Source organism: Halanaerobium saccharolyticum subsp. saccharolyticum DSM 6643, assembly GCF_000350165.1.
Taxonomy (GTDB): Bacteria; Bacillota; Halanaerobiia; order Halanaerobiales; family Halanaerobiaceae; genus Halanaerobium; species Halanaerobium saccharolyticum.
On the sequence record NZ_CAUI01000010.1, the window covers coordinates 124,207 to 139,779 of the forward strand.

Annotated in this window: 14 protein-coding genes and 1 pseudogene; all 15 read left to right on the plus strand. The window is 34.7% G+C overall.

The window, feature by feature from the left end; translation table 11 throughout:
* Positions 1-142 precede the first annotated feature (142 nt).
* The gene (locus HSACCH_RS05120) at positions 143-2,146 is read left to right on the plus strand and encodes an oxidoreductase (RefSeq protein WP_005488381.1); all 2,004 of its coding nucleotides are present in this window, start codon (positions 143-145) and stop codon (positions 2,144-2,146) included.
* A gap of 22 nt (positions 2,147-2,168) precedes the next feature.
* Complete coding sequence (gene ilvD, locus HSACCH_RS05125; RefSeq protein WP_005488383.1) at positions 2,169-3,812, plus strand: dihydroxy-acid dehydratase; 1,644 nt, start codon at positions 2,169-2,171, stop codon at positions 3,810-3,812.
* Between the two features lie 41 nt (positions 3,813-3,853).
* A complete protein-coding gene (locus HSACCH_RS05130) occupies positions 3,854-4,585 on the plus strand; it encodes an aspartate/glutamate racemase family protein (protein WP_005488385.1) in 732 nt (243 codons plus the stop codon).
* Positions 4,586-4,622: 37 nt separating this feature from the next.
* The gene (locus HSACCH_RS05135) at positions 4,623-5,507 is read left to right on the plus strand and encodes a DMT family transporter (protein ID WP_005488387.1); all 885 of its coding nucleotides are present in this window, start codon (positions 4,623-4,625) and stop codon (positions 5,505-5,507) included.
* Positions 5,508-5,692: 185 nt separating this feature from the next.
* The gene (pta, locus tag HSACCH_RS05140; protein WP_005488388.1) at positions 5,693-6,691 is read left to right on the plus strand and encodes a phosphate acetyltransferase; all 999 of its coding nucleotides are present in this window, start codon (positions 5,693-5,695) and stop codon (positions 6,689-6,691) included.
* Positions 6,692-6,743: 52 nt separating this feature from the next.
* Positions 6,744-7,913 carry a M24 family metallopeptidase gene (locus HSACCH_RS05145; RefSeq protein ID WP_005488389.1) on the plus strand — a complete coding sequence of 390 codons (1,170 nt, stop codon included), beginning with the start codon at positions 6,744-6,746 and terminating at the stop codon, positions 7,911-7,913.
* Between the two features lie 196 nt (positions 7,914-8,109).
* Entirely contained in the window at positions 8,110-8,769 is a 660-nt protein-coding gene (locus HSACCH_RS05150) for a GntR family transcriptional regulator (RefSeq protein WP_005488390.1), read from the plus strand.
* 113 nt (positions 8,770-8,882) lie between these two features.
* On the plus strand, positions 8,883-10,082 hold the full coding sequence (locus tag HSACCH_RS05155) for a trans-sulfuration enzyme family protein (RefSeq protein ID WP_005488391.1): 1,200 nt from the start codon (positions 8,883-8,885) through the stop codon (positions 10,080-10,082).
* Positions 10,083-10,166: 84 nt separating this feature from the next.
* Complete coding sequence (locus HSACCH_RS05160; RefSeq protein ID WP_005488392.1) at positions 10,167-11,339, plus strand: M20 family metallopeptidase; 1,173 nt, start codon at positions 10,167-10,169, stop codon at positions 11,337-11,339.
* 48 nt (positions 11,340-11,387) lie between these two features.
* Entirely contained in the window at positions 11,388-12,008 is a 621-nt protein-coding gene (locus HSACCH_RS05165) for a TRAP transporter small permease (protein WP_005488393.1), read from the plus strand.
* 24 nt (positions 12,009-12,032) lie between these two features.
* Positions 12,033-13,313, plus strand: a complete 1,281-nt coding sequence (locus HSACCH_RS05170; protein WP_005488395.1) for a TRAP transporter large permease — start codon at positions 12,033-12,035, stop codon at positions 13,311-13,313.
* 58 nt (positions 13,314-13,371) lie between these two features.
* Positions 13,372-14,436 (plus strand): TRAP transporter substrate-binding protein DctP, encoded by a 1,065-nt coding sequence (dctP, locus tag HSACCH_RS05175; RefSeq protein WP_005488397.1) that lies wholly within the window; start codon positions 13,372-13,374, stop codon positions 14,434-14,436.
* Positions 14,437-14,463: 27 nt separating this feature from the next.
* Complete coding sequence (locus HSACCH_RS05180) at positions 14,464-15,036, plus strand: 2-oxoacid:acceptor oxidoreductase family protein (protein ID WP_005488398.1); 573 nt, start codon at positions 14,464-14,466, stop codon at positions 15,034-15,036.
* On the plus strand, positions 15,029-15,331 hold the full coding sequence (locus tag HSACCH_RS05185) for a 4Fe-4S binding protein (protein ID WP_005488399.1): 303 nt from the start codon (positions 15,029-15,031) through the stop codon (positions 15,329-15,331). Before HSACCH_RS05180 ends, HSACCH_RS05185 begins: the two co-directional genes overlap by 8 nt.
* Positions 15,332-15,346: 15 nt before the next feature.
* Positions 15,347-15,573: pseudogene (porA, locus tag HSACCH_RS05190) on the plus strand (pyruvate ferredoxin oxidoreductase); the annotation flags it as partial.

The window sequence follows — 15,573 nt, forward strand, 5'->3', positions numbered from 1 at the left end:
GCTTAAAAATAGTGCTTAAATTGATTTAAAAAACTGAAATCAAGTCTAAAATAGCTTTATTTAGGCTTAAAAGCTTAAACTTTTCGGCATAGAACTTGCAATTATATTATAGTGAGTAATAAAACTATAAGGAGGATCAAAAATGACGAAAAATTATGATAGTTTATTTAAGCCAATAACAATTTCTAATTTAGAAATCAAAAATCGAATAGGGATGGCACCTATGGCAGCATCAGGCTTAATTAATTCTGATAATGCTTTTGATCAGAGAGCAGTTGAGTATTATGTCGAAAGGGCAAAAGGAGGAACAGGTTTAATTATCACAGGCGGGGTAGAAGTTGAAAATACAATTGAACAGACCCATACCGGCATTTTTCAAAATATTTCAACAAACCCAACTGCTTTTAAATTAACAGCCAGTGAAATGGTTGAGAGGGTACAGGCCCATGGGGCAAAAATATTTCTGCAGTTGACGATGGGATTTGGTAGATCACTATTTTTAGATTTAGTGGACAGTCACCCGGTTGCTCCTTCTGCAGTATCTCACTTCAGTCAGCCTGAGATTACCTGCCGGGAATTAAAAACTGAGGAAGTAGAATTTATGATTCAAAAAATGATAGATGCTGCGGTTTTAGCAGAGGATATTGGTTTTGATGGGGTAGAAGTGCATGCAATGCATGAAGGTTATTTAATTGATCAATTTGCCTTATCAATATTTAATAATCGGACAGACAAATATGGTGGGAATTTGAAAAAGAGACTTCGGGTAGCAACTGAAATTGTCGAGGGCATTAAGAAAAAATTAGACAGAGATTATCCAGTTATTTTACGCTATGGGGTAAAAAGCTGTATTAAGGATCTGCATCAGGGCGGCTTACCTGGAGAAGATTATCAGGAAAAGGGAAGAACTTTAGCAGAAGGTCTGGAAGCAGCTGCAATACTTGAAGAGGCAGGTTATGACGCTTTTAATGCAGATTTAGGCTCATATGAAGCTTTATACTGGGCTCATCCACCAGCATATATGGATCACGGCCTTTATTTACCCTATGTCCAAAAATTAAAAGAAGTAGTTGATGTTCCGATTTTAACTGCCGGCAGACTCGATGATCCAGAACTTGCAGCCCGGTCCGTTGGCGAAAGCCAGATTGATATGGCTTTAATTGGTCGCGGCTTATTAGCTGATCCTGATTGGCCCAACAAAGTTAGATATCAAAAATTAGATAAAATTAGACCCTGTTTAGCCTGTCATGATGGTTGTATGGGGAGATTAGAAAGTGGAAAGAAGATATCATGTGCAGTTAATCCAGCCTGTGGACGAGAGGTGGAATATAGCATAGATCCCGCCTTGAAAGAAAAAGAAATAATGATAGTTGGAGGCGGAATAGCAGCCATGGAAGCTGCCAGAGTTAGCGCTCTCAGAGGTCATAAAGTTAAGCTTTATGAAAAAAATGATTACTTAGGCGGACACTTAATTGAAGCTTCTGTACCTGAGTTCAAAAAGGATGAAAGAAAGCTTATTCAGTGGTATAAAAAAGAATTAACAGAACTCGGAGTTAATATCAATTTAAAGCAGGAGGCAGACCAGAAATTAATAGCAGAAGTGTCTCCAGATGAAGTTATAATAGCTGCCGGTGCCAAAGCAAATATTCCATCAATTTCTGGGGTCGAGCAGGAAAATGTAATCACTGCCTGCAGAGCACTAATGAATGAAGATCAAATAGGAGAAAAGGTAGTAATTTTAGGTGGGGGCCTTGTTGGAGTGGAAACTGGAGTCTGGTTAGCAGAAAAAGGAAAAGAAATAACAATTGTTGAAATGATGGATGATTTATTAGATTCTGTTTTTGTTTCTCATGCCAATTCAGATATGTTAAAAGATTTGGTAGATTTTCATCAGATAGATGTTAAAACAGAAAGCAGCATTTTAAAAATAGATAAGAATACTGTAAGCGTAATTTCTAAAAACTTCAGCAGAGAAAATATCGAAGCCGATACAGTTATAATTGCTGCTGGCTATAAGGAAAATAAAGAATTATACCAGCAGGTTAAAAATATGGATCTTAAAGTCAATTTAATTGGTGACTCTAAAAAAGTTGCAAATATTATGTATTCGATTTGGGATGCTTACGAAGTAGCAAAATCTATTTAAAAAATACTGGAGGAATAAAAAGATGAATAATAAATTTGTTGGAACAGATGCGATTATGAGAAGAGCAATGCTTAAAGGCTGTGGTTTTGATGATGCTGATATTAAAAAGAAACCGCATATTGGAATTGTCAATACATATAATGAAGGTGCACCGGGACATGCCCATTTAAATGGAATTGCAGAGAGTATTAAACAGGGAGTTTGGGCTGCAGGTGGGGTACCGGTAGAATTTGGAGCACCTTCAACCTGTGGGGATATGATTGTAGGAGAAGAAGAATTAAAATATGAGTTGGCTGGACGAGATGCTGTTGCAATGGCTGTAGAATATGTTTCGACTGTCCATCAGTTTGACGGACTAATTTTACTGGCCAGCTGTGATAATATTATTCCTGGTGTGATGCTGGGGGCGATTAGAGTTGATGTGCCTTCAATAGTAATTACTGGTGGTTCTATGTTGACCGGAGAATATGAGGGAGAAGAAGTGCTGCCGTCTGATGTAGGTGTGATGACAATGGGTAAAGATGCTGACAGCCAGAAAGTCAGAGACATAGAAAATATTGCCTGTATGTGTCCAGGTGCCTGCTCAACAATGGGTACAGCCAACAGTATGCAGATTATGACAGAAGTATTAGGACTTAATTTACCAGGGACAGCTACAATTCCGGCAGTATATGCTGACAAAAAAAGAGCAGCCAGATTGGCTGGGAAAAGAATAGTCTCTATGGTTCAAGATGATCTAAAACCCAGTGATATTTTAAATAGAGAAATTTTCTTAAATGCTGTCAAAACAAATATTGCTATGGGTGGATCGACAAATGTTATTCTGCACCTATTAGCTCTAGCCAGAGAAGCCAAAGTTGAATTATCAATGGATGATTTTGCAGAGTTTGGAAATCAGATACCCTGTATTTGTGGAGTTAAACCATCTGGTAGTTATTCAGTTGTAGATTTTCATAAAGCAGGTGGTGTACCTGCACTATTAAAAGAAATAAAATCATATTTAGCTTTAGATGTTTCTACTATAACCGGCCAAACTGTTGGAGAAATTATTGCTGAGGCCAAGAATTTGAATCAAAATGTAATTAGATCCTTAGATAATCCTATCAATTCTGATGGAGGGCTAAAAATTCTAAGAGGAAATCTGGCTCCAAACAGTGCCATTGTTAGATCATCATCGGTACCAGAAAGCATGAAAAAGTTTAGCGGTCCGGCAAAAGTCTTTGATCGTGATCAAGAAGGAGTTAAAGCAATTAAGGAAGGTAAAATTGAACCGGGAGATGTGATGGTAATTCGCTATGAAGGGCCAAAAGGAGCTCCGGGAATGAAAGAAATTATGTTGAGCACAGATGCCTTAGTCGCATACGGCCTGGATGAAAGTGTTGGTTTAATAACTGATGGCAGATTTTCTGGTTTTAATCATGGGCCAATTATTGGTCATGTTACTCCAGAAGCTTATGCGGGAGGACCACTGGCCCTGGTTGAAGATGGAGATATAATTTCTGTAGATATCAAGAATTCGACTTTAGATATTAAGCTTAGTGAAAAAGAATTAGCTGCAAGAAGAGAAAAATGGCAGCAGCCCGAAGCAAAAGTTAAACAGGGCATGATGCATATTTATGCTCAATTGTGTAAATCTGCTGATCAAGGAGCAGGAATGACTATTTAGGCTAAAATCACTAAATTAAAAATATTTAAGGAGGATAAAAAATGATATATCATGCAAATAGAGCTCAGGACAATTATGGCGAGGTTATTGGAATTTTGCTTTTAGATTTTAAGGCACCTTTTATCCCAGGAGATGTTGGTAATGCGAGCACCTATGATTATCCGGTCAGATATAAATTAGTTGAAGGACTCACCTTTGATAGGTTATTTAATAAAGATCAAACAGCTCTGGATATTTTAATTGAAGCTGCTAAAGATTTAGAAAAATCAGGGGTGAGGGCTATAACCGCTGACTGTGGATTTTTTGCTCTTTTTCAAAAAGAAGTTGCAGCTGCTGTAGATATACCGGTCTTTTTATCCAGTCTTTTACAGGTTCCTTTTATTTCTTCAATAATTGCTAAAGACAAAAAAGTTGGTGTGGTAAGTGCTAAAGCAGATAGTTTAGATGATCAAAGCTTTTTAGATTCAGTTAATATTGACCGAGAAACAGTTGTAATTCGGGGAATGGAAAACAAAGAAAACTTCTATAAATTCGGAGTTATGGAAGAGGGATATTTAGATACTGAAAAGATAGAGCAGGAAGTTCTAGAGGTAAGTGAAAAAATGATTGAAGAAAATCCTAATATTGGAGCAGTTTTAATAGAATGCAGTATGCTGCCTCCTTATGCGAAATCTGTTCAGCAATCCCTTTCAGTTCCAGTTTTTGATTTTATAACAATGATAGATTTTGTTAAATCGGCTTTAGTTAAAAAGGAATATGAGGGAATCTTTTGAAATAAAATATAAATATAACTTACAGGAGTGGTAGTTAATGGATCCTTATTATAAAGGAGCAATGTTTGCTTTGTTTTCTGCAGCTGGTTTTGGAATGACACCGGTTCTGGCTGTGTTTGCCTATGATGGAGGAGTTAGTGTATATTCATTATTGTTTTTAAGATTTATGATGGCAGCTCTAGTTTTATTTTCATATATATTTATAAACAAGAATGAAATTGACCTTGATCTATCTGATCATTTAAAACTATTTGTGCAGGGAGGAATAATTTATTCAGTCTTTAGTATTTGTTACTTTTCTGCTATATCAGTTATTTCTCCCTCGCTGGCAGTGTTATTATTTTATACTTATCCAATTATTGTAGCCCTGCTTTCATTTTTGGTAAATGGTGAAAAAATAACTAAAAGAATTATTTTTTCAATCATTGTTTCTTTTGCCGGTTTAATAATGTTATTTGGTGAGAATTTTAATAATTTAAATAAAATTGGAATTCTGCTGGCCCTGGGAGCATCTATTTCTTACAGTGTATATGCAATATATGGAAGACATATTTTAAACACAATTCCTCTATCAGTCACAACTGCTTATATTTGTTTTTTTGCAGCTTTCACATTTTTAGCTGCAGGATTATATCAAAACAAGCTTAATTTTAGCTTCACTCCTGTTAGTTGGATTTATGTTGGCTTAATTACTTTAATTACTGTTGGTGGTTTTTTATCATTTTTTGCTGGAATTAAACTTACCAGTCCAACAATTGTATCGATTTTAGGAATGACAGAGCCAATTATGACAATTATTTTGTCCTTTATAATTTTTTCTGAACAATTTACTATTATTCAAATGATGGGTGTAGGCCTTGTTTTGACAGCATCTACACAGGTTCTTTTTAAAAAAAATAAAAAAATATTAAAAAAATATTAAAAAAAGAAGGATATTTTGAATTGGCAGAGAATTATAAATATAAGAGATTGTCGACAGATGACTGTATATTGTTGTCAATTGTTTAAAATTAATAAAAGTGATGATAAAAACTTAAAACTTATCATCTTTAACCTAAACTGAATCTATTGTATAACTTTCAGTTAACTTTAAAAGGAGGTGAATGAATGGAGATTTTAAAGAAATTTAAAGAAAAAGCTGCTTCTGATGTACAAAAGATTATTTTTGCAGAAGGTGAAGATGAAAGAATTATCCAAGCTGCTGAAATTGTTGCAAAAGAAGGTACTGCTGAAATAATTATTTTAGGTGATTTGACTGAGATTAGGAATATAGCCGCTAAAAAGAAAATTGATCTTGAAGGCTTAGAAATAATTGATCCTAAAGAATCAGAGTACATAGAAGAATTCAGCAATGAGTTTTACGAAATGCGAAAACATAAAGGGATTAATAAAGAAGATGCCAAAAAAATCATCCAAGATCCTTTATATTTCGGAACTATGATGATTTATAAAAATAGAGCAGCTGGTATGGTTGCTGGTGCAGCAAATCCTACTGGTAATGTTTTGAGGCCTGCATTTCAAATAATAAAAACTAAAAAAGGGATTTCGACAGTATCCAGTGCAATAATAGTACTTTTAAAAGATAAGGATTTTGGAGAAAATGGAATTATCACCTTTGCTGATTGTGCAGTTAATCCTACTCCTAATTCTGAACAATTAGCTGAGATTGCTCAATCTACAGCTGAGACTGTTGAAGATTTACTGAGCTTTGAAGCTAAAATTGCCATGCTCTCATTTTCAACAATGGGTAGTGCCAGGCATGAAAATGTGACAAATGTGCAGGAAGCAGTTGAAATTGCTCACAATAAATTCCCTGATTTGAAAGTTGATGGAGAATTACAGGCGGATGCTGCACTTGTAGAAAGTGTTGGTGTCAGAAAAGCACCAGATAGTGAAATTGCAGGAGAAGCAAATGTTTTAGTTTTTCCTGATTTACAATCCAGTAATATTGGTGTTAAATTGGCACAGCGTTTAGCAAACTCCGAATCTATAGGGCCAATTTTGCAGGGGCTTGCAGCACCAATTAATGATTTGTCAAGAGGCTGTTCTGTTGAAGAAATCGTTAATTTAACAGCAATCACTGCTATTCAGGCCCAAAATCATTAAACTTAATTTGTTAGCAAAATTAATTTAACATAAAATCATAAGGAGGAATAAAATGTTATTTACAGAAAAAGAGTATGAAACAAGAGTCAAAAAGACTAAAAAAAGAATGGAAGCAGCGGGTGTTGAAGTTTTAATTGCTACCCATCCTGCCAACATGAATTACCTTACAGGTTATGATGGCTGGTCATTTTACGTTCACCAGTGTGTAATTATTTCTTTAGATCAGGATGAGCCAGTTTGGATCGGTAGAAATATGGATGGAAATGCTGCAAAAGTAACTACTTTCTTGAGTGAAGAAAATATTAGAAATTATGATGATGATTATGTTCATTCCCCTGTTGGCAAGCATCCAATTGATTTTGTAGTAGATGTTATTAAAGATAAGGGTTGGGAAGATAAGATTTTTGGTGTTGAAATGGATCAGTTCTATTTTACTCATAAAACATATCAGATTTTAAATGATAGTTTACCTAATGCTAGATTTAAGGATGCAACTTTCTTAGTAGCTAAAGTAAGAGCAATTAAGTCTGCACAAGAGATTGAATTTATGAAGAGAGCAGGTAAAATTGCAGAAAAAGTTATGCAAACAGGTATTGACGCTGTAAATGTAGGTGTCAGAGAATGTGATGCAGCTGCAGAGATTTCTCATGCACAAATCAGTGGAACTGACGAATTTGGTGGGGACTACCCAGCTATTGTTCCTTTAATGCCAGCAGGTGATGGTATTGATGCACCACACTTAACCTGGTCTGATAGAAGATATAAAGAAAATGAGCCAGTTATTTTAGAACTTTCTGGTTGTTATAATCGTTATCACGCTCCAATTGCTCGTACAGTTTATTTAGGAGAAGCGCCTAAGAGAATGCAGGAAATCACCGATCTAGTTATTGAAGGTTTGGATGAAACTCTAGATTTCATAGAACCTGGAGTAACTTGTGAAGCTGTAGAAGAAAAATGGAGAAATTCTATTGCTAAAGGTGGCTTAGTAGATGCATCTAGACTGGGTTATGCTTTTGGTCTTAACTATCCACCAGATTGGGGAGAGCAAGTTGCAAGTATGAGACCTAAAGATAAAACAGTTTTAAAAGAAAACATGACTTTCCACTTAATTCCTATAATTTGGCAGGATGATATTGGATTTGAAATGAGTTCAGCAATCAGAATTACTGAAAATGGTTGCGAAGAATTCTACGATTTCCCTAAAAAATTATATACAAAGTAATAATTAATAATGGAGAGAAGCTCAATTTTAAAATTGGGTTTCTCTTCAAAAATAAAATCAGTAGAGCAGCATAAAATTTGTGAGCAGATAAAAAGTCCCCAAATTTTTTGAAAATATTTGATATTTTAATTGCATGATAATTGTGAATATGCTATAATGTAAACAGTCGACAAAAGATAAGAGGGGGGTGTGCATTATGATTGCTCAAACATCTTATCAAACAGAAAGTTTGAAGGACGTTGCTGTTAATTATTTAACTGAAAAAATATTAACAGGTGAATATAAACCAAATGAAAAAATAAATGAAGTCCAAGTTGCAAATGAATTGGGTATAAGTAGAGCCCCAATCCGAGAAGGAATTAAGGAATTAAGCAGCCAGGGATTAGTAAAACAGATACCTCGCAAAGGAACTTATGTTGTAGAATTGACAGAAAAAGATATTAAAGAAATTTATCAAATAAGACTCTCTTTAGAAAGCTGTATTATAGATAAGATAGTAGATAATGATAAATTAAATGAAAAAGATTTTGATTTTCTGGAAAGTAAAATTGAATTAATGGAAGAAATAGCAAATTCTGATGATGATTTTAATACTAAAAAGATTAAAATCAATAGTGAAGATATAAAATTTCATAAATATATTTGGGAAAAAGCAGATAGTCCAAGAAGATTAGAAATTCTATTTGATCTTCATCTTCAGCTGCAAATGGCAATGCTATTTGATACTGAAATGACTGGTGATTTAAAAAATACAGCTGAAACTCATAAAGGTATAGTAAAGTATTTAAGGGCTGGCGATGCAAAAAATGCAAAAGCTGCTTTAGTAGAACACATAGAAATGTATAAAATGAACTAAAAAAACAAATTTTTTTGAATATTTTTATTGTCGACAGTATATAGTATACAATTATTGTCAGAAAGTTTAAATTTCTAAATAAATTAAATTAACTTATAGGAGGAATTATTAAAATGAATGAGAAAAAAATGGGGTTTGGTTCTAAGGCAATTCACTTAGGTCAGGAGCATGACCCAAGAACGGGTGCACATAATAGTCCAATTTATCAAACATCTACTTATGTTTTGGATGATGTTGATGAGGCAATTAGATTAAATAAGGATCAGGAGTTAGGCTATACATACACAAGGTTCCGCAGTCCATCTGAAGCTGAGTTAGGTAAAAAGGTTGCTTTATTAGAAAATGGAGAAGAAGGTATTGCTTTAGCTTCTGGATTGGGTGCTATTTCAACAGCAATTATGACTTTAGTTAAAGGTGGAGACCATATTGTAGCAAGTGATGTACTTTATGGATGTACAATAACATTTATGGATCAGATATTATCTGAATATGGTGTAGAACTTACTTTAGTAGATACAACTGATTATGATGCTGTTAGAGATGCAATGCAGCCAAACACTAAAATTGTTTATCTGGAAACACCTTGTAATCCAATTTTAAGAATTACAGATATTGAGAAAATATCAAACATTGCACATGAGCATGGGGCACAAGTTTTAGTAGATAGTACTTTCGCTTCTCCATATATTCAAAACCCACTAGATTTGGGAGCAGATGTTGTAATTCATAGTGCTACTAAATATCTAAGTGGTCATGGTAATGTTGTAGCTGGTGTAATTGTTGGTAGTGAGGAATTCATTAGAAAAGTGAGAATGCCGCACCTCCAAACTTTAGGGGCAGTTATTTCTCCCTTTGATGCGTGGCTAGTTATGCAGGGAATGAAAACTCTAGAGTTAAGAATGGAAAGACATTGTGAAAACGGAATGAAAGTGGCTGAGTATTTAAACGAGCATCCTGCAGTAGAAAAAGTATATTATCCAGGTTTGCCTGAACATCCACAGCATGAGCTCGCTAAAAAACAGATGAATGGTTTTGGTGGAATGATCAGCTTTGATCTTAAAGATGGATTTGATGCTGGTAAAGCTCTAATGAATAGTGTAGAAATGATTAGTTTAGCTACAAGTCTAGGTAATGTTGATTCATTAATCCAGCATTCACCTTCAATGAGTCACTTTGATATGACTCCTGAAGAAAGAGCAGCAGTTGGAATTAATGAAGGGCAGGTAAGACTTTCAGTAGGTGTAGAAAACATAGAAGATATTATTGCAGATTTAGACGCTTCATTAACAAAAATGGAAGAACTCATTAAGTAAAACACTATATATCAGCCGCCTATCAGAGTGGCTGATATTAATTTTCTTTAAATTCAAAATATTTTTGAAGGGGGCAGAATAATAATGGATCTACATAAAGAAGTTTTAGAACATGAAGATGAATTAATTTATTTAAGAAGAGAATTTCATAAAATTCCAGAGCTGGGGTTTAAAGAATTTAAAACTTCAGAAAAAATATATAAATATTTAAAGGATTTAGGTCTTGAAGTAGAAAAAATTACCCAGACAGGTGTTGTTGCAGTTTTAAGAGGTGAAAAAGAAGGAAAAACTGTTATGCTGAGGGCGGATATGGATGCTCTGCCAGTTACAGAAGATACAGGTCTTCCTTTTGCTTCAGAAAATGAAGGTATAATGCATGCCTGCGCCCATGATGGACATATAGCAATGCTTTTAATAGCTGCTAAAATTTTATCTAACAAAAAAGATCAAATAAAAGGTGCGATTAAATTTGTTTTTCAACCAAATGAAGAAGACGCTGGTGCAAAATATATGGTTGAAGATGGAGTATTAGAAGATCCAGATGTCGATGCAGTGTTTGGCATTCATCTTTGGTCACCAATTGAATCTGGAAAAGTTGGTATTTCTTCCGGTCCTTTTATGGGTTCACATGAGAATTTTGAATTAAAAGTTAAAGGACAGGGTGGACACAGTGGTAATCCACATACAGCAGTTGATCCTTTTTTACCATTGGCTAATATAATCCAGAGTGTACAGATGATTCAAACTAGAGAGATTGATATTTTAAAGCCTACACTTATAATGTTTGGTCAAATTAATGGTGGGACAGCTCCAAATGTAATTCCAGGAGAACTTGAAGTTAAGGGTTCTATGCGTTATCTTTACGAAGGTGGCGATGATAGTGAAGAGTGCCCAGAAAAAAGATTCGAAAGAATAGTTAGCAATATTTGTAAGGCTCATCGTGCTGATTATGAGTTAGAATTTTTTCCAAGCAATAGTACTTTAATTAATAATGAAAAAACTACTAAACTTGTAGAAAAGGCTGCTGAAGATGTTTTTGGCAAAGAAAACATAGTAAATTATGTTTGTATGGCTGGTGAAGATTTTGCTGAATTTACTGCAAAAGTCCCTGGAACATTTTATTTTGTGGGTGCTGGAAATGAAGAAAAAGATTGCACTTATCCTCATCACCATCCTAAATTTGATATTGACGAAGATTCTCTTAAACTTGGTGTTGAAATGCACCTTAAAAGTGTATTTAGCTATTTAAACAGATAAGTTCTTAAGCGTAATATAAGTATTTAAGTAAAAATGAGAGGTGATAAAATGGTTAATTTAATAATTGCTTTAAACAAAAAAATTAGAAAATTCGAAGAGTTTATAATTAGTTATGGAATAATTATAATGTCAATTGTTTTGGTTGCCAATGTATTTTCTAGAGTTATTCTTAACAGTAGTATTCAGGCTGCTGAAGAAATAGGACAGATTTTAATTGTGACAGTTACATTTCTTGGAGTTAGTTATGCAGCAAGAATGGGTAAACATATTACAATGTCTGCTCTGATTGACTCTATTCCGAGAAGGTTTAAAAAACCATATATCTATTTTACATCAGCTGTTTCAACTGTTTTACTCTGGTGGTTGGGTTATTTAGGAACTTTATATGTGAATAGAATTATGGGATCAGGAAGAATTACTCCTTCACTGCAGTTTCCAATGTGGATCTTATACATCTTTGTACCTATAGGGTTTTTTCTTGCTTCAGTTCAGTATCTGGTGACTATTTTAATGAACATCAAAGACAAAGAAAGTATTTATATTGGTAGTGAAAGAACACTAACTGAAGCTGATATTAGTTGTGAATTAAATGAAGAAATAGATGAGAAAATAGATGTTGAACAAAATGAATTTGACATCGAAAAAGAAACGGAAAAAGTAGTTAATTAAAATTAAAAGTTAGGAGTTGAGAAAATGGTTGCTTTATTACTAGGTTTAATGTTTGGATTTTTATTTTTAGGATTTCCATTAATGTTTGCAATGATTATAGCTCCACTTGTTGTATTAATCAGAGAATTCCCTTTGATACAACCAATGTTAATAACTCAGCAAACGATAGCTGGTGTATCTCCATATACCTTGCTTGCTGTACCAATGTTTATCTTTGCAGCTGATATTATGAGCAGTGGTGAAACAGCGGATAGATTATTGGATATGGTTGATAAATTTGTTGGCCATATGAGTGGAGGTTTAGCGATTACAACAGGTGCTACCTGTACACTCTTTGGTGCAATTTCAGGTTCAACACAGGCAACTTTAGTGGCTGTTGGTAAAACAATGCACAAAAAAATGTCTGAAGCGGGTTATGATATTTCACATACACTTGCTCTATTAATGAGTTCAGCGAACATAGCTTTATTGATTCCGCCAAGTATTACAATGATTATGTATGCTGTAGTTACAGGTACCTCAGTTGGAGAATTATTTATTGCAGGTATCGGACCAGGAATTATCGTATTTTTGCTTTTTGCAACTTTTGACTATATTTATGCTAAAGTTAAAAAAATACCTACTACAAAAAAAGCTACCTGGGGTGAAAGACTTGAGTCCATGAAACAAGCAATTTGGCCTTTAGGCTTCCCGGTAATTGTTTTAGGTGGTTTTTATACAGGTGTTTTCAGCCCTACAGAAGCAGCTGCAGTTTCCGTTTTATATGCTTTGCTGATAGAGTTGTTTATTTTTAAATCAGTTAAATTTAAAGAAATACCTGATATTGCACTTTCTACAGGTGTTGTAACTGCAACAGTGTTTATTCTTGTAGCAGGAGGTCAAGCATTTTCCTGGGTAATTACTTTTGCTCAAATCCCACAGATGCTGACATCTGGTGTTTTAGGTGCAGATCCTTCAGCAACATATGTCTTGTTTGCAATTAGTATTTTCTTCTTTATTTCTTGTATGTTTGTAGATTCAATTCCGGTAATACTTATTTTAACTCCAATTTTCTATCCAGTAGCTATGAAAGCTGGTGTTGATCCAATTCACTTAGGTTTAATTGCTACAATGCAGGCAGGAATTGGTGCTATTACACCTCCATTTGGATGTAATATCTTTACCGCCTCGGCTGTTTTTGATGAAGATTTTATTACAGTTGTTAAAGGTGTCTGGCCTTACATGTTGTTGTTTGTTTCGGCTTCAATACTAATGGTTCTTTTCCCAAGTTTAGCCTTATTCTTTAGGGACTTAGTATATCTTTAAAATTTAGTTTAAAGTTTAGAAAATAACATAATTTTAATTAAAAAAAGGAGATGTTCAAATGTTAAAAAAATTATTAACAGCATTTTTAGTTTTAAGTTTAGTTTTTGTACTTGCAGGGTGTGGATCAGACGGTGATACAGCTGATGGCGGTAATGAAGCAGCAGATGCTCAGGAACAAGAAGTAGTAGAATGGACTTTTGCCCATGAGGAAGTTCAGGGTAGTGTGCAGGATCGCTATGCTCAGAAGTTTAAAGAAGAAATTGAAGAACTTACTGATGGTGCAGTAAATGTTAAAGTTTATCCAGTTGGTCAGTTAGGTGATGGTGCTAACCAGGTAGAATTACTTCAGAATGGTGCAATTCAGTTAGGTATCAACAACCCTGGTTCTGTAGGTACATTAGTTCCCGAAACTAACTTATTCTCACTTCATTTTTTACTTCCAGCTGATATGGACAAAGCACATGAATTAGTAAATGACAGTGAAGCAATGGATATGCTTAACCAGAAATATTTAGATGCAAACATGAAGGTTTTAGGCTGGTTCCCTGAGGGTTATCAGATGTGGACAGGTAATAAAGCAATCACAAGTCCAGAAGATTTTGACGGCTTTAAAATTAGAACAATGGCTTCTCCTGTAATTTCCGAAAGTTATAAGGCTTATGGAGCAGATCCAACACCTATTCCATACATGGAAGTTTACAGTAGTCTGCAGTTAAACATGATCGATGGTCAGGTTAACCCAATCTTTGCTATTGAAGAAATGAAGTTTTATGAAGTTCAGGACTATATGATGCTTTCTAATCAGGCAATTTTTGTTGGAACATTTGTAGCTAATGATATGTTCTGGGATTCACTATCAGATGAAAGAAGAGCTAAGGTTCAAGAAGCAGCAGATGCAGCAAATGATTATATTTTAGGTGCTCAAAAAGATCTTAATAATACACGTTTAGAATCTATAAAAGAAAACAGTGATATGGAAATAGTTGAATTAACAGAAGAACAAAGATCAGCTTTTAAAGAAGCTAGTCAACCTGTTAGAGATTTCTATGTAGAACAATACGGTGAAGATGCTGGTAAAATCTTAGACCAGTTATTAAAAGATGTAGAAGCAATTCAACAATAATTAACTTCAGAAAGGAAGTGTAATATTATGATGCAGATTAGATGGCATGGTAGAGGAGGGCAGGGAGCTAAAACAGCTTCCCTGCTTTTAGCTGATGCAGCATTTTCTACCGGCAAATATGTACAGGGCTTCCCAGAATACGGACCAGAAAGAATGGGAGCTCCAATCACAGCATACAACAGAATAAGCGATGACAAAATAAGAGTACACTCCAATATCTACAAACCAGATTATGTTGTAGTAGTAGATGAGACACTTTTAGAAAGTGTTGATGTTACAGCAGGTTTGAAAGAAGAAGGAGCAATAGTTGTTAATACAGCTAAAGATGGAGAAAAGATCAGAAAGAAACTAAAAGGGTATGAGGGAGAACTATTTACTGTAGATGCCAGAGAAATTTCAATGGCTACAATTGGTAGATATTTTCCTAATACACCAATGCTTTCAGCTTTAGTAAAAGTTGCAGGAATCATGGAAGAAGAAGATTTTGTAACTGAAATGGAAAAGCTGTTTAAGAAAAAGTTTGCTTCTAAACCAGAGGTAATCGATGGTAACGTAGAAGCAGTAAAAAAAGCTTTAAAAGAGGTGAACGCACATGGCTAAAGAAATGAATGAAACAATGACCTGGAAAGAGCTTACAGCTGGAGGAACAATTCATACTTCAGGTAACGCAGAAAATTTTAACACAGGTGACTGGAGAGTAAACAAGCCAATTTTTAAAGAAGATAAATGTATACAGTGTCTGCTTTGTGCACCGGTATGTCCTGACACATCAATTCCAGTAAAAGACGGAAAAAGACTGGAATTTGACTATGATCACTGTAAAGGATGCGCAATTTGTGCAGAAGTATGTCCGGTAGATGCAATAGAAATGATTCCAGAAGGACAAGATGAATAAGGAGGGAGAGATCAAATGAGTATTAGAGAAAAACTATCAGGAAATGAAGCAGCAGCAACAGCATTACGCCAGATGAATCCAGATGTAATGGCTGCCTTTCCAATAACACCATCAACAGAAATACCACAGTATTTTTCAAAATATGTATCAGATGGACGTGTAGATACAGAATTTGTACCAGTAGAATCAGAACACAGTGCAATGTCAGCCTGTATTGGTTCCCAGGCTGCAGGAGCAAGAAC